The organism is Nostoc sp. DedQUE04, from assembly GCF_034530995.1.
Taxonomy (GTDB): domain Bacteria; phylum Cyanobacteriota; class Cyanobacteriia; order Cyanobacteriales; family Nostocaceae; genus Nostoc.
Genome location: NZ_JAVRCA010000006.1, coordinates 185,071 through 205,227 on the forward strand (window position 1 = coordinate 185,071; position 20,157 = coordinate 205,227).

Annotated in this window: 22 protein-coding genes; 10 read left to right on the forward strand and 12 right to left on the reverse strand. The window is 41.2% G+C overall.

Annotated elements, in window-relative coordinates; genetic code table 11:
* The first annotated feature begins 93 nt into the window (after window positions 1–93).
* Window positions 94–1,182, forward strand: coding sequence for a T3SS effector HopA1 family protein (locus RM049_RS06325; RefSeq protein WP_322703565.1), 1,089 nt, complete (start codon window positions 94–96; stop codon window positions 1,180–1,182).
* A 111-nt stretch (window positions 1,183–1,293) separates the two neighbouring features.
* Here the strand turns inward: RM049_RS06325 and xth are convergent, their stop codons facing one another.
* Window positions 1,294–2,076 (reverse strand): exodeoxyribonuclease III, encoded by a 783-nt coding sequence (gene xth / locus RM049_RS06330; RefSeq protein WP_322674857.1) that lies wholly within the window; start codon window positions 2,074–2,076, stop codon window positions 1,294–1,296.
* A gap of 456 nt (window positions 2,077–2,532) precedes the next feature.
* Between xth and RM049_RS06335 the strand changes: the two genes are divergently transcribed.
* The 3 genes from RM049_RS06335 to RM049_RS06345 all read left to right on the forward strand — a co-directional run bounded on the left by RM049_RS06335 (window position 2,533) and on the right by RM049_RS06345 (window position 4,979).
* Window positions 2,533–3,603, forward strand: coding sequence for a glycosyltransferase family 4 protein (locus RM049_RS06335; protein WP_322674856.1), 1,071 nt, complete (start codon window positions 2,533–2,535; stop codon window positions 3,601–3,603).
* Between the two features lie 56 nt (window positions 3,604–3,659).
* Complete coding sequence (locus tag RM049_RS06340) at window positions 3,660–3,845, forward strand: hypothetical protein (protein ID WP_104909358.1); 186 nt, start codon at window positions 3,660–3,662, stop codon at window positions 3,843–3,845.
* Window positions 3,846–3,956: 111 nt separating this feature from the next.
* Complete coding sequence (locus RM049_RS06345) at window positions 3,957–4,979, forward strand: zinc-dependent alcohol dehydrogenase (RefSeq protein WP_322703566.1); 1,023 nt, start codon at window positions 3,957–3,959, stop codon at window positions 4,977–4,979.
* Here RM049_RS06345 and RM049_RS06350 read toward each other — a convergent pair.
* Both RM049_RS06350 and RM049_RS06355 read right to left on the reverse strand, forming a co-directional pair.
* Complete coding sequence (locus tag RM049_RS06350; protein ID WP_322674855.1) at window positions 4,976–5,413, reverse strand: hypothetical protein; 438 nt, start codon at window positions 5,411–5,413, stop codon at window positions 4,976–4,978. The genes RM049_RS06345 and RM049_RS06350 overlap by 4 nt on opposite strands.
* Window positions 5,394–5,846 carry a Panacea domain-containing protein gene (locus tag RM049_RS06355; protein WP_322674854.1) on the reverse strand — a complete coding sequence of 151 codons (453 nt, stop codon included), beginning with the start codon at window positions 5,844–5,846 and terminating at the stop codon, window positions 5,394–5,396. Before RM049_RS06355 ends, RM049_RS06350 begins: the two co-directional genes overlap by 20 nt.
* Before the next feature lie 167 nt (window positions 5,847–6,013).
* On the opposite strand from RM049_RS06355, the gene RM049_RS06360 reads away from it, so the two are divergent.
* Window positions 6,014–6,778 (forward strand): ABC transporter ATP-binding protein, encoded by a 765-nt coding sequence (locus tag RM049_RS06360; protein ID WP_322703567.1) that lies wholly within the window; start codon window positions 6,014–6,016, stop codon window positions 6,776–6,778.
* A 65-nt stretch (window positions 6,779–6,843) separates the two neighbouring features.
* Here the strand turns inward: RM049_RS06360 and RM049_RS06365 are convergent, their stop codons facing one another.
* The gene (locus RM049_RS06365; RefSeq protein ID WP_322674852.1) at window positions 6,844–7,374 is read right to left on the reverse strand and encodes an orange carotenoid protein N-terminal domain-containing protein; all 531 of its coding nucleotides are present in this window, start codon (window positions 7,372–7,374) and stop codon (window positions 6,844–6,846) included.
* A 216-nt stretch (window positions 7,375–7,590) separates the two neighbouring features.
* Here RM049_RS06365 and RM049_RS06370 point away from each other — a divergent pair, with 216 nt between their 5' ends.
* A complete protein-coding gene (locus tag RM049_RS06370; RefSeq protein ID WP_322674851.1) occupies window positions 7,591–7,968 on the forward strand; it encodes a hypothetical protein in 378 nt (125 codons plus the stop codon).
* Window positions 7,969–8,113: 145 nt separating this feature from the next.
* On the opposite strand, the gene RM049_RS06375 is transcribed toward RM049_RS06370, so the two are convergent.
* Together RM049_RS06375 and queG are read right to left on the reverse strand one after the other, a co-directional pair.
* Window positions 8,114–8,749: an HAD-IA family hydrolase gene (locus tag RM049_RS06375; protein ID WP_322674850.1), complete on the reverse strand. Its 636-nt coding sequence runs from the start codon at window positions 8,747–8,749 to the stop codon at window positions 8,114–8,116.
* A complete protein-coding gene (gene queG / locus RM049_RS06380; RefSeq protein WP_322700748.1) occupies window positions 8,724–9,698 on the reverse strand; it encodes a tRNA epoxyqueuosine(34) reductase QueG in 975 nt (324 codons plus the stop codon). The genes RM049_RS06375 and queG overlap by 26 nt, the downstream gene beginning before the upstream one ends.
* A 238-nt stretch (window positions 9,699–9,936) precedes the next feature.
* Here queG and RM049_RS06385 point away from each other — a divergent pair, with 238 nt between their 5' ends.
* On the forward strand, window positions 9,937–10,368 hold the full coding sequence (locus RM049_RS06385) for a ketosteroid isomerase family protein (protein WP_322674848.1): 432 nt from the start codon (window positions 9,937–9,939) through the stop codon (window positions 10,366–10,368).
* Window positions 10,369–10,649: 281 nt separating this feature from the next.
* On the opposite strand, the gene RM049_RS06390 is transcribed toward RM049_RS06385, so the two are convergent.
* The 3 genes from RM049_RS06390 to RM049_RS06400 all read right to left on the reverse strand — a co-directional run bounded on the left by RM049_RS06390 (window position 10,650) and on the right by RM049_RS06400 (window position 13,636).
* Window positions 10,650–11,075 carry an anti-sigma regulatory factor gene (locus tag RM049_RS06390; RefSeq protein WP_322674847.1) on the reverse strand — a complete coding sequence of 142 codons (426 nt, stop codon included), beginning with the start codon at window positions 11,073–11,075 and terminating at the stop codon, window positions 10,650–10,652.
* Between the two features lie 3 nt (window positions 11,076–11,078).
* Complete coding sequence (locus RM049_RS06395; RefSeq protein ID WP_322683687.1) at window positions 11,079–12,752, reverse strand: SpoIIE family protein phosphatase; 1,674 nt, start codon at window positions 12,750–12,752, stop codon at window positions 11,079–11,081.
* A 164-nt stretch (window positions 12,753–12,916) separates the two neighbouring features.
* Entirely contained in the window at window positions 12,917–13,636 is a 720-nt protein-coding gene (locus RM049_RS06400) for a response regulator transcription factor (RefSeq protein WP_322674845.1), read from the reverse strand.
* Between the two features lie 424 nt (window positions 13,637–14,060).
* Here RM049_RS06400 and RM049_RS06405 point away from each other — a divergent pair, with 424 nt between their 5' ends.
* Window positions 14,061–14,816 (forward strand): WecB/TagA/CpsF family glycosyltransferase, encoded by a 756-nt coding sequence (locus RM049_RS06405; RefSeq protein WP_322674844.1) that lies wholly within the window; start codon window positions 14,061–14,063, stop codon window positions 14,814–14,816.
* A 317-nt stretch (window positions 14,817–15,133) separates the two neighbouring features.
* Complete coding sequence (gene ftsE, locus RM049_RS06410; RefSeq protein ID WP_322703568.1) at window positions 15,134–15,880, forward strand: cell division ATP-binding protein FtsE; 747 nt, start codon at window positions 15,134–15,136, stop codon at window positions 15,878–15,880.
* 116 nt (window positions 15,881–15,996) lie between these two features.
* Here ftsE and RM049_RS06415 read toward each other — a convergent pair whose 3' ends face one another.
* Window positions 15,997–16,770, reverse strand: coding sequence for an armadillo-type fold-containing protein (locus RM049_RS06415; protein WP_322700745.1), 774 nt, complete (start codon window positions 16,768–16,770; stop codon window positions 15,997–15,999).
* Window positions 16,771–16,956: 186 nt separating this feature from the next.
* The gene (locus RM049_RS06420; RefSeq protein WP_322703569.1) at window positions 16,957–17,541 is read right to left on the reverse strand and encodes a hypothetical protein; all 585 of its coding nucleotides are present in this window, start codon (window positions 17,539–17,541) and stop codon (window positions 16,957–16,959) included.
* 610 nt (window positions 17,542–18,151) lie between these two features.
* Between RM049_RS06420 and RM049_RS06425 the strand changes: the two genes are divergently transcribed.
* On the forward strand, window positions 18,152–19,048 hold the full coding sequence (locus tag RM049_RS06425; protein ID WP_322703570.1) for an alpha/beta hydrolase: 897 nt from the start codon (window positions 18,152–18,154) through the stop codon (window positions 19,046–19,048).
* Window positions 19,049–19,174: 126 nt separating this feature from the next.
* Here the strand turns inward: RM049_RS06425 and RM049_RS06430 are convergent, their stop codons facing one another.
* Complete coding sequence (locus RM049_RS06430) at window positions 19,175–19,708, reverse strand: DUF4330 domain-containing protein (RefSeq protein ID WP_322674839.1); 534 nt, start codon at window positions 19,706–19,708, stop codon at window positions 19,175–19,177.
* Window positions 19,709–20,157 lie beyond the last annotated feature (449 nt).

The following is a 20,157-nucleotide window of genomic DNA, read 5'->3' on the forward strand; positions in this document are numbered from 1 at the left end:
AGTAGAACAATTTGAATCAGAACACACAATTCTGAATTCTGACTCCTGACTCCTGAATTCTATTTTATTACAGTTTGATTTCTGAATGGATTAATGCTAAATTCCTCTATCAATCAATCGCTAAGTTCTCTATTTGATATTGCTCAGAATATCCAGATTGAGTCTAATTTTTGTATTTACCATCCCAATTATCAACCCTTCGCTCTGCCGACTAAAATAGCCGATAGATTTCAGCAAAATTCCGTAGATTTACAACAGAAGTATCTTACTCTCCTGCTGCGAAATTTTCTCTACGGAATCTATTACAATGGCTCCCTGCAAAGTACTTTGGCAGTCAATACTGATAATACTAATCAACCGCAAAAGCATAATTTAGCAGATAATTCTATTTTGGAGATTGATTGGGACTTTTACGAGCAACTGCACGCCAGTAATCACGGCATAGGTTACTTTGACCCTCGATGGCAGGTGTTGCGGAAAGAACCTGATGGGACTATGGCTGTGACTAAAGGCGGTTTAACACTTTATGTTGAGCCAGATTGTCATCTAGAATCCAGTAAGAAATCTACCAAAGTGGGTGATATGGTAGCAATCTGGATGCCCAAAAATCGACTGCAAAATGGCTGTTACTTAGCAGTTAGCAATGTTGGACAGGAACGGCAAAGCAACCCAGACGCCGATTTAGGAGCAGGACGAATCTACTTTAACTTTACGGCATCTGGTGCGATCGCTCTCATGGAAAGCTTGACGCTGCAACTAAATGCAGCCTCGATTCCCTTTAGCTTTCAAGTTCTCCACAACCCCTCTGCATACGGACGCTATGATTCGGGGCTACTTTACTTTGAACTCCCCGACTATCCAGCAATCCGCAAAATCCTTCAGACTGTTTATATCGAAAATCAATTTCATTTCCAGCCCGAAATTCCTTTGTTTACCAAATTTTTAGCTCCAGGGTTAGGTTTAGCTGAGGAACCAACCCAAAAATTTGCAGCACAAGAAAGTTTTGGGATGAACCGTTGCCAAATCGTCGCTAATGCTTTGTTGGAAGCTTGGCAAAAAGGTAAAAATGCAATGGAGGAGCGGATGAGGACGATTGACCAACACTTTGCGCGGCATCTAATAGATTTGCAGCGTCCTTATCTCAATCCCAGTTCTGAGGATATATATCAGCCGTTAAATTGATTGATTAATTGGGTATAGGGCATGGGGCATCGGGCATGAAGATGAGGGATAAGGGAGTATAGAAGAAGTTGCAGCAAGTTTTTCCCCAATCCCCAATCCCCAATCCCCAATTTAAAATTCCACAATTACCGGCACATGGTCGCTAGGTTGGGTTAACTTTCTGGGTGCGACATCAATAATGCAACTTGTAGCACGCTCATATAGCACGGGTGTCAGATAGTGGTGGTCAATTCGCCAACCTAAGTTACGACGAAAAGCGGCGGAGCGATAATCCCACCAACTATAATTTCCACCCTCTGTGGTGAATTTGCGAAAAGCATCGGCAAATCCCAATTTCAGAATATCCCGTAAAGCTTGGCGCTCTGTTTCTGTTGCCATAATGTGATTTTCTGTACTCACTTGCTCGTGAATATCCTTATCTTCCAAGGCGATATTGAAGTCGCCGCACACACAAATTGCGGATTCTGACAACACCAGCAATCGCAAATACTCGTGTAACGCTGTTAACCAACGCAGTTTGTATTCGTATTTCTCCGTTCCTACTGCTGCGCCATTAGGAACATATAAGTTTACAATCCGCACGCCATCAATTACACCTGTAATCACGCGCTTTTGCTCGTCCCATTCGTGATGTAAATCTGGCAAAATCGCCCTAAACCCGCTACTGACATTTAGAAGTGGCTGGCGGCTAATCAGGGCTACGCCGTTATAAGATTTTTGCCCTGACATATAAAGGTTATACCCTAACTGCTCAAAAGGCGATCGCGGAAATTCAGCATCCACAACTTTGGTTTCTTGCAAGCAGAGAACATCAACAGGATTTAGGGTTAACCAATCGATAACCTGTTCCAGGCGAGTGCGAATTGAGTTGACGTTCCAAGTAGCGATTTTCATTAGTTAATATCAGAATTTTTGTAAATTACTAATTACAAATTATGTAATTATTGTACAATTACTTAATATTTATATTTTCTGTTATTTTTCCCAATTACCTTTAAATGAAGCTTTAATGGCTTGATCCCATTGAATATTTTAGTATTGTCAACTACTAAATATTCAATTTTGTAAGTTCTGCTACAAAACATTCTACCTCTTTATGATCCCCAAGACAGATGCAACAAATAATAGGTTAGCTATACGGTTAGAAGTGTAGCTCAGAGTTGACTTTTGCCGATAGTCAGTTAGATTTGTTGGCAGAAAATTTGCGGTACGGTTAACCTTTATTGCGCTATTGATAGCCTGTAAGGTTAATTTAAATGTCAAAAGAGTAAGTACAAATGCTCTTTACTCATAAAATAATGATCTAGCTCATTATTGAGGACAATTTCATCGACTGAACCAGAAAAACTTATGAAAATCGCTCAAGTTGCCCCCTTATGGGAAAGGGTTCCACCTCCTAATTATGGAGGAATAGAATTGGTAGTGAGTCGCTTGACTGATGAACTTGTTCGTCGCGGTCATGAGGTAACTTTATTTGCCTCTGGTGATTCTCAAACTTTGGCTAACTTAGAAGCAGTTTATCCACGTGCATTACGCTTAGACCAAAATGTGAAAGAGTATGCAGTGTACGAAATGCTAGAACTAAGCCAAGTTTACCAGCGTGCCGAGCAATTCGATATCATCCATTCTCATGTAGGGATTTCGGCGTTACCTTTAGCGAGTTTGATAACAGCAACTGCTACAGTCCACACCCTGCACAATAATTTTACAACTGACAACCGTCACGCATTTAGCTACTACCAAAAGCAACCATACATCAGCATTAGTAATTCGCAGCGTCAAATTGACCTTAATTATGTTGGCACGGTTTATAACGGAATTGAGCTAGCAGATTACCCATTTGTAGCTCAACCCTTAGAACCTCCATATTTAGCATTTTTAGGCCGTTTTTCGCCAGATAAAGGCCCGCACCATGCGATCGCCATTGCTAAACAAAGTGGTTGGCGCTTGAAGATGGCAGGAAAGGTGGATGCAGAAAACTCGGAGTTTTTTGAACAAGAGATTGTCCCTCATATAGATGGTGAGCAAATCGAATATCTCGGTGAAATTAACCACGCCCAAAAAACTGAACTTCTGGGTAATGCTGCGATAACTCTTTTCCCCATCAGCTGGCAAGAACCTTTTGGCTTAGTAATGATTGAATCAATGGCAGTTGGTACGCCAGTAATTGCCATGAATTTCGGCTCCGTACCTGAAGTTATTGCCCACGGTAAAACAGGTTTTATCTGCAATAGCTACGCAGAAATGGCAGCAGTGATTCCACTAGCATTGGAACTCAATCGTCAAACCTGTCGAAAACACGTAGAAAACAACTTTAGCGTTAGCCAAATGGTTAACGGATATGAAGCTGTTTACAGACAAATTATAAAAGACCGCATAGAATCGAATGGCCGCATTCATGCAGCTAACATTCAGTTTTAATCAACTGCTTTTTTGACTTAGTTTAAAACAACAATTTTTTTAAGGAGGACATTGGTATGAGTACGAGAGCTAACACTTGCCCATGCTGTGGTGGTTCCCTCCTGCGTCATGCCCGTCATGGTGAACTATATTGGTTTTGCCTATCGTGCCGACAAGAAGTACCGCTGTTAACTGCTACTCGCCTGCCTAATGTGGAAACCCGGAACACCGGTGTGGTTCCCCAGCCAGCGGTGAATACCTAGTTTTTCAATCAATATATAAAACCTACTAAAAATCAATACTGATTTCGTTTAAACCTATCAATAAGCGCCAACTGGTAAAATCGGATGGAGCTAATTAATAGGTTTAAAGTTTTGTTAGCAGCGTTACTTTATGGTCAAGAAGATTTACGCCTAGAGGAAGTTTCTGACCCTACTCCGGCGGCTGGAGAGGTTGTAATCCAAGTGGGGGCTGCAACAACTTGCGGTACAGATTTGAAAGTCTGGCGGCGTGGTGGTCATGCCAGGATGCTGATACCGCCAACCCTGTTTGGTCACGAAGCGGCTGGGCGAATTGTTGCTATGGGTGCAGGAGTGACAAATTGGCAAGTAGGCGATCGCATCGTCGCTAATAATTCTGCTCCATGCATGAATTGCTTTTTTTGTCAACGCAAAGAATATTCTTTATGTCCAAATTTGACCTGGAATAATGGGACTTTTGCCCAATACTTGAAAATTCCCGCACCGATAGTAGAACATAATTTGTTGCAGATTTCCGATGAGTTGCCGTGGGAATTGGCAGCCATGACGGAACCTTTGGCTTGTGTATTGCATGGTGTAGCGCGTTCTAATATTAAGCCCAAAGATAAAGTCGTCGTGTTGGGAGATGGGGCAATCGGGCTGATGTTTGTGGCGGCGTTGAGTGAGACAACTGAGGTTTTGCTGTGGGGAGGTAATAACCACAGACTAGAAATTGGTCAGAAATTGGGTGCAACCCAGACCTTTAATTATCATCAAATCCCGGATATTCCCAGTGTAGTGAAAGAACTGACCCAAGGATGGGGCGCAGATGTAGTAATTGAAGCTACTGGTGTCCCAAGTGTTTGGGAAACTGCGATCGCTTGCGCCCGTCCTGGTGCAACAGTCAACTTATTCGGTGGATGTCCACGGGATACCAGCATTACCGTCAGTACTGAACAGCTACACTATAGCGAACTTACCCTCAAAGGCGTGTTTCATAATACACCAGAGTATGTGCGATCGGCCCTTGCACTCATAGCTAGTCGCAAAATTCCCTTTGAGTTACTTATTAGCGAACAACGACCATTAAAAGATTTAGAACAGGTATTTTCTGATATGAAGGCGCGTAAAGTAATTAAGGTAGCAATGATTCCTTAATTTTTTGCAGGGTACAGCAGATGATCTGGATCTAGCCAAACAATGTAGAAAATCTCGTCAATAAAGAACCCATGAACCCTACCATGTTCATTTGAGGAGATGGAAAACTGATATGGTATGTCAACTAATTGTTCTTCATTTGGCAAACCAAATGCCCTCTCGCTGGTATCTTCCCACTTGATGGGATGACACCTGAGCGTACTGCTACGATTTACTAACAACTCTTGAGCCGTTAGGCTAGATAGAGCTTTTAACCGATCAAGCAAGGTCAGCCAGTAGATTATTTCTTTTTGGCTACAAGAAAATTTGCTGTTACTGTCCTGATAATATTTAAACGAAAAGCTGATGCCTTGAGTTGGCTTCAGCTTTGTTGCTCTAATACCTGATGTGCCGTCTTTGGCAATCTCAGTCTTCTTAATCCTTTTCTTCGACACGAGATCCGTAATACTCCTTCATCCACTGTTTCTGAATAACTTCGTTGGAAGCTTCATCAAGTGGTAGATTTCCTCTAGCCAAATTCCAGGGTGTCTCGGCATGAGTCATCTGCTCTAGTTCATAACCATCACAAGCAAAGTATTCGTGTGCAACCTCATCTAGAAACTCTTGAACCTCTTGGGGTAATTCTGGGTTAACATCTTCTAAAATTGGTTGCCATCCAAAAAGCCTATACTTCTGGTACAACGCAGGTATCACAGGGCCATGTATCCAGGCTTGAAAATCCTCTGGGAATAGAGGAGTGTCATTGAGTGCAAGATGCCAAGCCTGAGCGTAGTACACAAGCTTTTGCAGCTTTAGATTACTGATAAAAGAGCCTGTTTCATTTGCTAACCAGATAAAGTAATCTGCTACGTTAAAACATGACAACACTACAACCACCCCCTTCAGTATGCTAGATAATAGTTAGCTTTTATTTGCTCTAATACATCACCTTACAGAGTTATCACAGCAAGAGCTAGGAAGAATTTTTCTGCTTCTTATAGTCTAATTGAGCGATCGCTATAATTGCGTCTCTACCACCTAATAACTAAATCCTTATGGCAAACACTATTTCAATTACCGATTCTCTAGTTCCTAATCCCGTCCCAAAATCAACAATTATTCGTTTGGAGAATATCTTTAAAGTATATGGCAGTGGCGAAACTGAAGTAAAAGCACTTAACGATGTTAATTTAACTATCAACGAAGGCGAATATTGTTCAATTATGGGGCCATCTGGTTCAGGTAAATCCACAGCTATGAATATTATCGGCTGTCTAGACAGACCCACAGGTGGACATTATTACTTAGATAATATTGATGTGGCACAAATGGATGATAAATCTCTGGCACACATCCGTAATAAAAAGCTGGGGTTTGTCTTCCAACAATTCCATTTATTACCCCAACTCACAGCATTAGAAAATGTGATGTTGCCAATGGTCTATGCTAGTGTGAATCCGAAAGAAAGAAGCGATCGCGCAACAGAAGCCTTGACGCGAGTTGGTTTAGCAAATCGCCTCAACAACAAACCAACTCAACTATCTGGTGGACAACAACAAAGAGTAGCGATCGCGCGGGCGATCGTCAATCGTCCCGTAGTACTCCTTGCCGATGAACCCACAGGCGCACTTGATTCGCGCACAACCCAAGAAGTTTTAGATATTTTTGGCGAACTCAATGCCAGTGGAATTACAGTTGTCATGGTAACTCATGAACCAGAAGTTGCCCGTCAAACCCAGCGCATCGTTTGGTTCCGTGATGGTCAAGTAGTACACTCCAACCTTACCCCAGCCGACTTGAGTCAGTTAGCTGTCTCGTAGGTTCTTAAAGTCCGCCTGTGCGGACTTTAGTTTGTGTAACCGCGATTTCTAATCGCCAAAGCTGATTACAAACTTGACGTTTTTCCAGTTTCTGCTTGCGTTGCGATCGGCTTAACATCGGTGTAACCCAATTCACCAGATATTGTCCGAAACACTGAAATTTGCTCTTCAAATTCTAATTTTTCAATTTGCGAAAGCAAATCATTAATTTCTTTAGTTGGCTGGTAGGTGCTTGGCAAATCAACCACCTTATCTCCCATAGCTACCGCCCAAGCATACCAAACTAACAGTTGATTGTTCTCTTTTATTGCCCCATAAGCACGGGAATACTCTGTGTCCTTACGGTTGACTATATCCCGCATAATTGCCAGTTGCTCCTCATCTGACAACTTAAAATAGTCTTCTGATAAAATTGGTGATAGTTCTGGTTCAGCAGCAGCAGGAGCGGCTGGAGTCACAGAGTCACCCATTTTTTTATAAACTAAATAGAACCAGGCTAGTTTAGCATCGGTGTCTAAGGCGTTAAACGCATCTACCAAGTTTTGAGTTTCATTGCTCTGGGCTTGAGAAATATTTTTATCGTAACTTGCAGTCATAAATTTGTTTCCAAAGAAATTTTACAGGCCAAACTAAGGGTTACCAAAATTTAAGCATCAGATTCTACTACCAATAGAAAGAGTTAAATTAATTAAAAATTGTCGATTTAATCTACCTTTTAATAGAGGTAAAAGTCTCCCCCAAGAAGCGATGAAGCAGCACATTACTTTGCTATAATTTTCCCAGCAATAAAAAATTTACCTAAGGTTTTAATTATGCCTGATGAAGAAGTGAAGCCAAATTTAAATGAAGCTTCCACCCAGGATGCCCAATTAGCTGCTGATAGCATAGCTAGTGGTGAAGAAGAAGCGCCAACGGTGGATTTTGATGCTGATTATGCAGCTGCACAAAAATTCAGCGTGAGTGAAGTTGACCGCACAGGTAAAGGTGCAGCAGCAGCCGAAGCAGCCACTGCACCTAACCAGAAAACCTCTCAGCCACAACAAACAAAAACTCAAACGCAGTCAACTGGTAATCCTGATGATTTTCTAGAATCAGCAAAGGAAGTTGGCAATTCTCCGGCTGAGGGTGTAACTAATGTTAGTGATGATTTAGTAGAACAAGCTTTGGAAAAGGGTGAACGGAAAAATTAGTTTTTCGTGATATCTTGCTATTTTGTAAGATGGGCAATGTCACAAAATAAAAGAATTGAAACTATCGCCATTGGGAGACATTGCCCACTCTACTTTTTTGCTCAATTGTCAATTTTTAAAATTATCACTATCGATTTTTGACTATTTAACGACTGTTCATCACTTCTAGTAGTTCGCTAGGTTGCTGAATTAGATAATCTGGATTTTGCTTGGCTAGTACTTCCGGTGAATTAAAGCCCCAAGTGACTGCAATAACTTGGATATTTGCTTTTTTTGATGCTTCTATATCTCTGGTTTCATCTCCAACATAAATAACCTCTTGAGGTTTGAGTTGCTTTTGCCTCAAGACATTATTTATAATAGTTGTCTTGCCAAAAATTGTAATTCCTGAGTAGATAAAATCAAATAGGTGATTTAAATCATTGATTGTGAGGAATTGCGTAACATTTTCTTTAGAATTAGAAGTGATAATACCCAGTTTATATCCTTGATTTTGGAGTTCTGTTAATGCTTCCTTAATACCCAGAATTGGCTTTAATTCTGGTATTTTATTTTTTAATTCCCCTTTAACTTGTTTAACTAGAAAAGGGATCTTAAATAGAGAAACTCCTGAGTACTTAATGATTTCCCTAGATGTTAAGCCTTTGAGAAAGGCTAATTGTTCTGGGCTTATTTGTTTATAACCAAAGTCTATAGCTAAACGATTAGCAATACTTACAAGGGCATCTACTGTATCAGCAATTGTGCCATCAAAATCAAAAATAATTACTTTCTGGGTCATTCTTCTGCTTGGATGCGTCAAGATTAGCTAGGGCGTTGCGTCGTAACATTTCTGGCTTAATCCGCCGCAAGGCAGATGCTGGAAATCGTTTATCCCACTCCCGATCTGAGATTTGGGCTAATTCTAGCAGGTGGGGAGCAATATTCACTGGATTTGGCTGAAACTCTTCAATATCAGTTGTTTGGGCAAAACGTTGATTCCAAGGACAAACATCTTGGCAAATATCGCAACCAGCAACCCAGCCTTGCAAATGAGGTGCGATCGCTTGTGGCAATTCTTTGTCCCGATTTTCAATGGTATGATAAGCAATGCAGCGATTAGCATCGACAACAAAAGGCTGAGTAATTGCACCTGTGGGACAAGCCTGAAGACAACGAGTACAGGTACCGCAGTGTTCTGTGTGTGGGCGATCGCTCTCTAATTCTAAATTGGTCAACACTTCTCCCAAAAATACCCAAGAGCCATATTCTGGTGTAATCACATTACCATTCTTGGCAATCCAACCAATTCCGGCAAGTTGAGCCAACACTTTATCTTGCACCGGGCCAGTATCTGCATAATAAAGAGCCAATACGCCTGGATCGAGTGATTTTAGCCATATAGATAGCTGCTTGAGTTTTCTATGCATCACCTTGTGATAATCCCTTCCCCAACCATAACGGGAAATTTTGGCGTACTCCTCACTTTCAGGACGTTGATGTGGTGTGTAGTAATTCAGCGCTACACACACTAGCGATCGCACCTCTGGCATCACTAAGCGGATATCCTGACGCTTTGGATTAGCCATCCATTTCATATCAGCGTGATAACCTAGTTCAATCCATGCTTGCAACCTCTGCGCTTCTGTGGCATTTACCCGATCTACAGCAGTAATTCCAACTTTGTGAAAGCCCAACTCGCTGGCTTTTTCTTTCACCAGACTGCTGCTCGTTACAGAATACTGATTCATTTTTTTTATCTGGATTTTGCCCAAATAAAGGCGTTTTAATTATATATGATCTAGCTATTACCTTTAATTAAGATTTATTAAATGCTCATATGTAGCCTGTCTTAAACTGCATAGTAGTTCAAAACTTCCATCGTTAGGAAGATTTATTAATATGTAGCAATCTATTTCAATAGCGGCTTTTTTTTTACTTATTTTTGTATTGAAATTAATATTCAGATACCATAATACAGGTAATTTTATGACCTCTGCTGAATTTATATCGCCAGCGCAGTTTAAAGAAGAATTTCAGATTGAAGGAATTACAGAACCAAGTGTACTGCGTTATTTTGAAACCTTAAATGCAGGAGAATTTGAGGCAACTGCTGCCTTATTTGCGATAGATGGTGTGATGCGTCCGCCATTTGAATCTGATATTGTCGGGACAGATGCGATCGCAGCCTACTTAAAACAAGAAGGTCAAAACATCAAAGCTTATCCGAACACAGGAATAGCCGAGACTTTAGAAAATGGAGATATCCAAGTCCAGGTAACAGGCAAAGCCCAAACTTCCTGGTGTAGTGTCAATGTCTTGTGGCTATTTATCCTCAACCAACAACGGCAAATTTCTTATACTAGAATCAAACTTTTAGCTTCCCCGAAAGAGTTACTTACTTTACGTCGTGAAAAGTAAATAGCGAATAACTAAAAAGAGCAAAATTTGAAACCAATATTTATCACCTACTCACACAGTATTTATGGCTTTCTCCTAACTCCTGAGTTTTGAATTTTGAATTCTTCTTCATAAATGCATGACTTGAAAAATAGTAATACCAATTTGAAAAAAGAATGCAATAGATACATACGGACATACCTTTGTTATGTCTGGCTTTCTTAATACATGAATTTTGTTAGCGTCGGCGGCAAGCGAGTTCGCGAGCGTCATCTTGAATTTTGAATTGGTATAACTTTTGTCTATCGGACTAATTCAGGTAAAGTAGCTTCTAACTTCAGACAGTTGGCACCATTAACCTGCAACTTGTAATCTACTTTATCCATGAGACGATTCATAATCAGCCAACCATAACCACCTTCTTGCTTTTCCAGCGGGTTTGGAGCGTAGTAGTTAGACATGTCAAAGCCTTCGCCGTAGTCCCAAATTTCTAAGGCAAAATCCCGGTCTTTCACTTCTAAACGCAGTAATATGGGTAAATTTGGTTGATCCTTGTGGGCATGACGGACTGCATTAGAATAGGCTTCTACTAAAGCCAGTCTCAAACGACTTGATTGCCGCGACCAATCCACAGATTCCCCTAGCTGAATTTTCAAACATCCCAACAACCAGTTTTCAACAATATTGAGAAAATTCAAATCGCTTGGTACATGAAGCTCACTTTTCATGACTTATAAAATCTCCAGTGAAAGTATAGTTTGATCGTCTTCTTGAACGTGATTATCTGCCTGGATGCGAGCTAGTAAATGGTTAAGAGAAAGTGGTTGTTCCTCTTGTTGTAAGAGTTGCCAAAGACCATCTTGATTCAGCATCGAACGGTTTAATGACTCAACCCCAACCTCAGTTTTTACTGTTGAATCAGGATTATTTGATACCATTGCTTCTGTAATTCCATCGCTGGCTAGTAACAATGTGTCTCCAGCAGCGAGAACCAAGCGACCAGACTGTGCCTGCCACTTAGGCAAAATCCCCAAAGGAACGCTGCGAACTTTCAGGTAATTGGGATTTTCGGCTAAAGCACCTTGGCGTGACCATAATATTGGGTAAATATGACCGGCATTGGTGTAGACCAGTTCTTTTGTGCTAGGGGTATAACAAGCTAACACAAGAGTGACAAAATAATTGTTGCTAATTAAATCTTCACTGAGAGCGTGGTTGAGGTTCTGCATAACCACATTCGGCTCTGCTGGTGTCTCTTGAGATAATTCTCGGCGCAAAACTGAAATAATACTAGCCATAAATAAAGCTGCTGGGACGCCCTTGCCAGAAACGTCACCCACTGCCAACCACAAGTCGCCTTTGGGATGGACAAAAACTTCAAAAAAATCGCCTCCTACTTCACGCGCGGGATAGCAGCAAGCTTGTACCTTCACACCTTTAATGTCAGGTAAACTTTGGCGTAGCAGGTTGTATTGAATTTGCCGAGCCACCTCTAACTCAGTGTGAATCTGCTGTTGCTTTTCTTGGAGGCGTTGGTAGAGTTTTGCTTGGGAAAGAGCTAAGGCTGCTTGTTCGGCAACACCTGCAATTAGTTGGATGTCTTCGTCTTCCCAAGGGCGATCGCGTCCCCATTGATGGAGGGTTAGCACAGCCAACAAATGCTGATGGTAGCTAAGTGGCACAACTAGGTGATGACCAGGATTACCGTTATATATATCTTGAGCGAGTTGATAATGACGGGTTTCCAGCACTTTTTCGATTAAAACACTGGAGTCGAAAAAGGAATCTAATACATCAGATTTCGGATCGCGGTAGAAAAACTCGTCTTGTGTGAGGCGATCGCCCTCTACTGGTTTGAGTAAGCAACTGGTAGCTTCAAATGTTTCTCCAATAGTTGCGACAATTTTTTGCAGCATACTATCGTAGTCTAAAGATTCCCGAATCGCTGTTGTTACCGCATTAAACAAAGATTCTCGCCGTAAGGACCGACGTAATTCTTGGGTGCGCTTCTTAACTAGGCGATATGTATCAGTAGCTTGCTCAACTAAACTTCTCAGCCGTTCTGGATTCCAGGGTTTGGTAATGTACTTGAATACCTGACCGGAGTTAATCGCATCTACCAAATCTTCGACATCAGTAAAACCAGTTAACAAAATCCGAATCGTGTCTGGAAAGCGCTCTACGGTGCGACTAAAAAATTCAGTCCCATTCATTTCTGGCATTCTTTGGTCAGAAATAATTACCGCCATTTCGCCAAATTGATCCAAGGTTTCCAAAGCACCAAAGGCATGATTGGCTTTATATACTTGAAAATCTCGCCTAAAAGTGCGGTAGAGTAAATCTAGGTTATCTGGCTCATCATCTACCACCATGAGCTTAAGTTTGTCCGTACCAATCTCAGCCATATTTGACTTTTGTTTTTATATATTTGAATGGCGAGATAACATGATGTTTATCCCACCTAATAAATAAGAGAAAATTAGAGAAGCCATTCACTTTGAAAATATAACTTTTCAGGCGTTGTAAGTTTCCCTTGATTATTCTCAATCGATCCACACCAAAATTAAATTTATCCAACTAACCCAGAACGCAAGGCGCGGACTGCTGCTTGGGTACGGTCATCGGCACATAGCTTATTCAAAATATTGCGAACGTGAGTTTTTACAGTGCCAACTGTGATGTAAAGTCTTTCCGCAATTACTGCATTACTACAACCTTCGACAATCAACTGTAACACTTCCAATTCCCTTTCTGTCAGGGTGTAAGGTTGAATTTCTTCCAGATTCTCAAAAGAATCAGGGTTAGGAGCAATAGTCTTGGAATCGACCAAAGCCGATTCCAACTTTTGAGGATTTTGTTGCGCTTGTTGTAATACAATCCGAGCGATCGCTGGATCGATCCAAGCGTTGCCATTGTAAGTTACTCGTACTGCTTCCAGCAAATTATCAAATTTGATATCTTTCATACAGTAAGAGTCTGCACCAGCAGCAAAAGCTGCCAACACCGCTTCTTTGTTATCCCGCAACGTCAAAATTAACACTTTTGTAAGTAGCTGCTGGCCATTAGTAGTAGATTTTACCTCCCGTGTTAACTCAATGCCATCTTTATCTGGTAAACCAATATCGACAATGGCAATATCTGGTTGTAGCATTTTTAACATTTTTAGACCCTCAGCAGCATTAGCAGCTTCACCTACAACTTCAATTTCATCCTTTTGCTGTAGTGCTGTACGAATACCCACACGAGTTAGGTCATGGTCTTCAATCAGAGCGATACGAATTTTACTCATAGCCAACTTCAGCCCGTTACACTATAACCATAAAGTCGAGTTTCGTGACATACTCCCACACTAGCTGCAAGCAGTATAGTGGGAGCTTCTATTCCCGGAACCAGAGTTGCGAGTTGAGCGTTTTATACTGAGTGAATATTACACTTTAACAATAAAAGTTGGACTGGTTCAGCCCAAGTACAAGCGCCCAAGATTAATAGACAAAGGAGTGAAATTAATTATGTGTTATCTAAAACCCTTATATATTACGTAGCAGGGCTGCGTATATACATTCTTGTTCACTATTATGTCTATTTAGTTTAATTATGCTTACTCTCGTTGCAGGGCAAAGGGGAATCTCTTTTGCCTAAGTTCTAATATAAAAAAATTTGATAAACTTAACATTCATGCAAAATCTGGTGTGAGTATTACTTAAGAATAGGCTATGTCTAACGGCAATCAAGCATTTTCAGTGTTGGGAATACCAGTTCATGTGATGGCTGACTATCCAGGCTGGTTGTTAGAATGCCTGCACACAGGCAGAGGAACTCATGTCGTAACGCTCAATGCAGAAATGACTATGCAGGCAGAGCGAAATCAATTATTAGCTCAGGTGATTAAAAATGCTGAACTGGTGATTCCAGATGGAGCTGGAGTTGTTCTGTATTTACGATGGCTGTTATGGCAAAAAGTGCAGCGGTTTCCAGGGATTGAATTAGCAGAAAAACTTTTGCAAGCACTTGGGCAACAAAAGACAGGGACAAAGATATTTTTCTATGGAGGAGCGCCTGGAGTGGCCGCAAATGCGGCAGATTTTTGGCAGCAGCAAATTCCAGATTTGAATATAGTCGGCACTCACTCAGGCTACCATTCTCCAGAAGAAGAAGCACAATTGCGACAAACTCTGGCTCAATTGCAGCCACAAGTGATTTTTGTTGGTTTGGGAGTGCCGCGTCAAGAGTTATGGATTGCCGAAAACCGCCATTTGTGTCCCCAAGCAATTTGGATTGGCGTTGGTGGTAGTTTTGATATTTGGTCGGGAACTAAAACTCGCGCTCCCGCCTGGTTAGGAAATAATAATTTGGAATGGTTGTATCGCCTTTATCAAGAACCTTGGCGCTGGCGGCGGATGTTGGCTTTGCCAGCGTTTGCTGTGAAAGCGTTTGTTTATCGTTTGACAGCAAAGGGTGCAATTAGTTAAGAGTGGGGCATGGGGCATGGGGATAAGGAGACGTGGCGACGCAAAAAAAGATCAAATACTATCTCTGTGTAAGACTGTCCCCATGCCCAATGCCCAATGCCCAATGCCCTATGCCCTATGCCCTATGCCCTATGCCCTATGCCCTATGCCCAATTCTGGGCGTTATTACTTAGTTAGTATTAAAGTCTTGAAAAATTTTTAAATTTTCTTTGTTGAAATTTAAATTCCCAGGCGAAACCTGGGAATCCTTATTTTGGGGAGAATGTCACCTCTAAGCAGTCAAACTGTTTAGTTGTGGGTATGAGGAAAATTTAACAATGCCAGTATTAACAACTCAAGTTAAGAAAGACTTTTCCGTTCGTGGAGAAGACAGTGAAACTCAACAGCACGGTAGCAATACTACAACTAAAATACAATTGCAATCTGTAAGCAAGACTTATGCTAACGGCACTCACGCCTTATTAAATGCTGACCTTGAGGTCAAAAAGGGAGAATTTCTGTTTATCACGGGGCCAAGTGGTTCTGGTAAATCAACGCTCTTGAAACTGCTGTATGGCCAGGAGTTTCCTACACAGGGAGAAGTAATTGTTGATGGATGTAATGTAGCCGATTTGCGGGGCGATCGCTTGTCATTATTGCGGCGACGAATTGGTATTGTGTTTCAAGACTACAAACTCATTAGTCAACGAACAGTAGCAGAAAATGTCACTTTTGTATTGCAAGCTCAAGGGTATACCCGTAAAGAAATTCAACGACGTTTAGAACCAACCTTAAAGCTAGTAGGTTTGCTGAGTAAAGCTGACTGCTTTCCAGATCAACTTTCTGGGGGAGAACAGCAACGGGTGAGTATTGCCCGTGCGATCGTTGGTACACCACCCCTACTGTTGGCCGATGAACCTACTGGAAATCTCGATCCCGATAATTCCTGGCAAGTAATCCAGATTCTCCAGAAGTTAAATTCCTTTGGGGCTACGGTAATTGTCACCACCCACGATGAACAATTGGTACGGCGGTGCAATCATCCGGTAGTGCAAGTTCGTAATGGAACGTTGTCTCGAAAATAAGTGTTGGGCATTGAGCATTGGGCATTGGGCATTGGGCATTGGGCATTGGGCATTAATTAGGACTAGTCGTTTAACCAAGGACAAATGACAAATGACAAATGACAAATGACAAATAACTAATAAACATGATGTTTTACTTTTGATGATACGGGTACGAAAGGTACTGGTGTTTTGAGGGGTAGTACTTGTAGGCGATCGCAGGCTTGTAAACTCTTAAAAGCTGCCTCTCGCACTACAACTTCTTCCTCTCGGCTGAGTAGGAGTTGCAAGCATTGGACAATATCTTGCTGCACTGAAGAGTCAACTCGCTTACGGCTGATGAATTTACTTAGTTGACCTAGAGCAATCAACCGCTTCAATGGATCTTTTTCTGTTAAATTCATCAACAAGCGATCGAGGTGGTCTTCTTCTCGATTTTCAGAGAAGTTGACAATTTGCCATACCAATAAAATTAAGGTTAACAGGGTTCCTACAGCTTGCGCGATCGCACCAGCAGCAATCCAGTGACTGTGAGAGTCGACCCATATTGCCGCTGCCATGTAAGTGCTGACAGTAGCAATACCGCCACTGATGACTGCTAAAACTAACCGACGATTTGAACTATTTAAGAACTTACGTATTTTAGACCAGCGCAATTGCCAGTCCCACTCTTGCATTGAGTAAACCAATACCATTACTCCAATGCCGATAAAAAGAGCCAGTAGCAGTTTCCAGTTCCACAACAACATGGCAATGATAATTGTCAGGAACCCAAGAAAGCCCCCAGGGCCAGAGAAACGTTTAAATGTTTGCTGCTTTATGGCTCCCTTTGTCTTGAATTTTGGAAGCGACCAGTTCCAGTTGGGGATTTGGTTGATCAATTGCTGCCAAGAAGACGAAGCCTGTGCCACAGTGTTTACCTACTTGATTATGAAATTACCTATTGTATAAGTTTTACTATGGATGAAGAAAGAATGAAGGCTCAAATCACAAAATGCCCGATTTTATAGACAGATAGTAGACTAATACAGCACAGCGCCAATTAACATACCATTTTCAATCGCTCAGAGCAAGGGCATTTTGTACGTAAGTCTTAATTAAAGACAAAAACGAAAGTTATCAAGGGTGAATTGCCCATCAAAAGTACAAAAGGTAACGCTGTGAATGTTATTCACATTTATAGATAATAAGGTATTGGGGGAAATTGCCGAATCGGAATTGGCAAGATTAGAGCCTGGTAGTGCAGTTTGAGCGAGTAGTTGCCGATCGCGATCGTAAGCGGAAAGCACTAGCCGTTGCGAACTAGTCACAAAGGCGCTAACCGAGTTCACGGGACGCAAGAAAGTAGCTTCTAAAAATCCGCTTTTGGGCGCTCCCATTAAGACTATTAGCCCTGAATAGGTTGGAAATGCTGGATTTGATGGCTGTATTGCTAGAGTATTGTGAAAAATGACTCCCCAACGTTCATATTGGCGCTCTACCGCTTCAAAACACTTCAAGTCTTCTAAATCTAAACAAATACAAGTAGGTACAGTAAGTCTGGTAGCATCAAGAGCTGGTTCGACCTCTCCCCGCCTAGCTGAAGCTTTAATTTCGTTTTGTATATTCAAGTTGTCAAGCGCAAATTTAGCGTCTTCAATCGTTGGTAGTTTATTTGATTGAAGAGTAGCCTGCTTTACCATGACATCCCGCCTTACTATTACTTAGATAAAAATTAGATTAATTATACATTAAAATTATGTCTTCTACGTATATAAGTAGAATTAACAGCTTATTAAAATAAGCGTTTTAACTATTTTTGACGTGTTGACGCTCAAAATTATTTATCGGTTTTTTGATAGACTACCATAAAAACTTATGCTGGATTCACGCTGGAGCGATCCTCGCTACCATGAAAAACCCTTATAAAACAGTAATTTCAACGTTCCGTTACTTTATTTTTATGAAAAAAAGCACCAAATCTTTACAAGTAATCCAGTAATTTTATATCTACTTAATCTGACGCTAGCGAGAAGTCCGAGAGTGATTGGTTCGCTGATAATAACAATGAGTGGGGAGTTTGAACTAGACACACCAAGAGTGCTGAGTGAAAAGACTGCCTACAAAGGACGTTGCTCTTACTAAGTACACAAATATTAAGTGCTTTTTAATTTACTCAGCACTGAATGCGGTAAACATCAGGGTGACTAAAGGGGAGGCGGAGAAATTATCGAATCTTCTCTTCGTGCGCCTGCGCCCCAGGTATCGTGTCTTACTTGTGCCAACGAATCACTACAGTCAACAAAAAAACTTATGCTTCAACCACTAGGATTTGAACAACGCTCTATAAATACCTCACTAGGTAGAATGGTATATTATACTGCTGCTGGAGCGCCTTGGGAGGATAATGTGACTGCCAAAGACGATCGCGAAACTTTGGTATTCTTGCACGGTTTTGGTGGTGGGTCTTCTGCTTATGAGTGGTCGAAAGTTTATCCGGCTTTTGCGGCTGAATATCGGGTTATTGCGCCAGATTTACTCGGTTGGGGTAGGTCTGAACATCCAGCACGGAGTTACAAAATTGAAGATTATTTGATTACGATTCGGGAGTTTTTCGAGCAGACTTGTACTGGGCCAGTAACAGCGATCGCTTCTTCTTTGACCGCAGCATTTACAATTCGGGTAGCAGCAAATCATCCTGATTTATTTAAGTCTTTAATTCTTACTACCCCCGCCGGACTTTCTGACTTTGGCGAAGACTACTCTAGGAGTTTTTTTGCCCAGTTAGTTAGCGTTCCCATTGTCGATCGTTTACTTTACAGCACTGGAATTGCTACTAGTGGTGGTATTCGCAGCTTTTTAGAACAACGGCAATTTGCTCAATCGAATCGAGTTTACGAAGAAATTGTAGATGCTTATCTACAATCTGCCCAACAACCTAATGCTGAGTATGCAGCACTATCCTTTGTACGTGGCGATTTGTGCTTTGATTTATCCCTTTACATTCAACAATTAGTCACTCCCACTGCGATTATTTGGGGACAAAAGTCGCAATTTACAGGCCCCTCAATTGGTCGCCGCCTTGCTGAAATCAATCCCTTAGCGATCCGATTTTTTCAACAGTTGGAAGATGTCGGATTGACACCACAGTTAGAATTGCCAGCAGTGACAATTGGGTTAATTCGCAAATTTTTGCCTTTGCTTAATTAACATGAGTAGTAGAGACGCAAAATTGGACTGGGCTTTCGCCTTGCTTTCCTAACGCGTCTCTACATTCTTTTTCAGCAGATGTTTAATAAGATTTCTAGAGAAAATATTATCAACAAAAGTGATATACTATTTGTCTTTCAATCTGATATCAATGACAGTTGCATTGAAGTTGTAGTTAAAGCCTTCTAACTCAAATGGCATCCCAATTTTCACTTTACTGTTACCCAAAACTGGCCCGCTTTCAGTAACTTGGGCTTTACCATCTAAAGTCAAAAGAAAATCTGCACTATAATTGTTTCTTTTTGGATCTGGCAGTTCTTTAACAGTACCATCCGGTTGGAAGACATTGATTGTTCTAGGTAGCTGTTGAATAGATTTAATTTCAATCTGTCCGTATGGCTGATTGCGGATAATCACATTGGTTTTCCCACCCTTTTTTAAACCATTGTCGATTAATTTTTCCGGGTCGCGTACATTCAAACCACGAACTACTAAGTCTACTTCTATGGGTACTGTTTTCGCGCCAACTTGGGCAACAGAACCAGAAGTGCCAGGAAAAATAAAGATGCCAAAGATAACTAGCAAAATTACCAGTAAAGCACCTAAATCTAGGAGATTGATTTTGCCAAACAAGCGACCTTTTGAATCTAAAATAGCCATAAAAAGTTTTCCGAGTTAATAACGAAGTAATGGATTGTAGCTAGAAAGTTTACGATGGAAACAGTAATTTTCCCTATTTGGTAATAACTCAAAGTATTCAAGGGTTGCAGTTATGCGACAGTTTATCACGAGTTCGTAATTTCCGAAGAGTCGGCAGCTAACCCTGAAAATTTTACCTGTTATAGCAGATTTCAAGGAAAGTAAGGTACACAAGCTCGCGTCTGTTACCCATATATAAAGCGTGTTTGACTCTTGAATTCTGAATTCTGCTGTAATACTTACGCGCCTAGAAAGTAAAATCTAGTGTTTAGGGCTATCTCTAGAGAGAATCTCTAGCCTCCCGCAGTTCGGTCGATTTGAGTCAAGATTATCTGTATAACAACTCCTTTGATATTGAGTTAAGAATGCAACTTAGAATACTCTAAATCCGTCTCATAATTTGTCCCCTC

What these genes read in the sequence shown, in the direction of transcription:
- RM049_RS06325 (WP_322703565.1), top strand. Translation starts at nt 94, where the DNA reads ATGCTAAATTCCTCTATCAATCAATCGCTAAGTTCTCTATTTGATATT.
- xth (WP_322674857.1), bottom strand. Translation starts at nt 2,076, where the DNA reads ATGAAAATCGCTACTTGGAACGTCAACTCAATTCGCACTCGCCTGGAA.
- RM049_RS06335 (WP_322674856.1), top strand. Translation starts at nt 2,533, where the DNA reads ATGAAAATCGCTCAAGTTGCCCCCTTATGGGAAAGGGTTCCACCTCCT.
- RM049_RS06340 (WP_104909358.1), top strand. Translation starts at nt 3,660, where the DNA reads ATGAGTACGAGAGCTAACACTTGCCCATGCTGTGGTGGTTCCCTCCTG.
- RM049_RS06360 (WP_322703567.1), top strand. Translation starts at nt 6,014, where the DNA reads ATGGCAAACACTATTTCAATTACCGATTCTCTAGTTCCTAATCCCGTC.
- RM049_RS06365 (WP_322674852.1), bottom strand. Translation starts at nt 7,374, where the DNA reads ATGACTGCAAGTTACGATAAAAATATTTCTCAAGCCCAGAGCAATGAA.
- RM049_RS06370 (WP_322674851.1), top strand. Translation starts at nt 7,591, where the DNA reads ATGCCTGATGAAGAAGTGAAGCCAAATTTAAATGAAGCTTCCACCCAG.
- RM049_RS06375 (WP_322674850.1), bottom strand. Translation starts at nt 8,749, where the DNA reads ATGACCCAGAAAGTAATTATTTTTGATTTTGATGGCACAATTGCTGAT.
- queG (WP_322700748.1), bottom strand. Translation starts at nt 9,698, where the DNA reads ATGAATCAGTATTCTGTAACGAGCAGCAGTCTGGTGAAAGAAAAAGCC.
- RM049_RS06385 (WP_322674848.1), top strand. Translation starts at nt 9,937, where the DNA reads ATGACCTCTGCTGAATTTATATCGCCAGCGCAGTTTAAAGAAGAATTT.
- RM049_RS06390 (WP_322674847.1), bottom strand. Translation starts at nt 11,075, where the DNA reads ATGAAAAGTGAGCTTCATGTACCAAGCGATTTGAATTTTCTCAATATT.
- RM049_RS06395 (WP_322683687.1), bottom strand. Translation starts at nt 12,752, where the DNA reads ATGGCTGAGATTGGTACGGACAAACTTAAGCTCATGGTGGTAGATGAT.
- RM049_RS06400 (WP_322674845.1), bottom strand. Translation starts at nt 13,636, where the DNA reads ATGAGTAAAATTCGTATCGCTCTGATTGAAGACCATGACCTAACTCGT.
- RM049_RS06405 (WP_322674844.1), top strand. Translation starts at nt 14,061, where the DNA reads ATGTCTAACGGCAATCAAGCATTTTCAGTGTTGGGAATACCAGTTCAT.
- ftsE (WP_322703568.1), top strand. Translation starts at nt 15,134, where the DNA reads ATGCCAGTATTAACAACTCAAGTTAAGAAAGACTTTTCCGTTCGTGGA.
- RM049_RS06420 (WP_322703569.1), bottom strand. Translation starts at nt 17,541, where the DNA reads ATGGTAAAGCAGGCTACTCTTCAATCAAATAAACTACCAACGATTGAA.
- RM049_RS06425 (WP_322703570.1), top strand. Translation starts at nt 18,152, where the DNA reads ATGCTTCAACCACTAGGATTTGAACAACGCTCTATAAATACCTCACTA.
- RM049_RS06430 (WP_322674839.1), bottom strand. Translation starts at nt 19,708, where the DNA reads ATGGCTATTTTAGATTCAAAAGGTCGCTTGTTTGGCAAAATCAATCTC.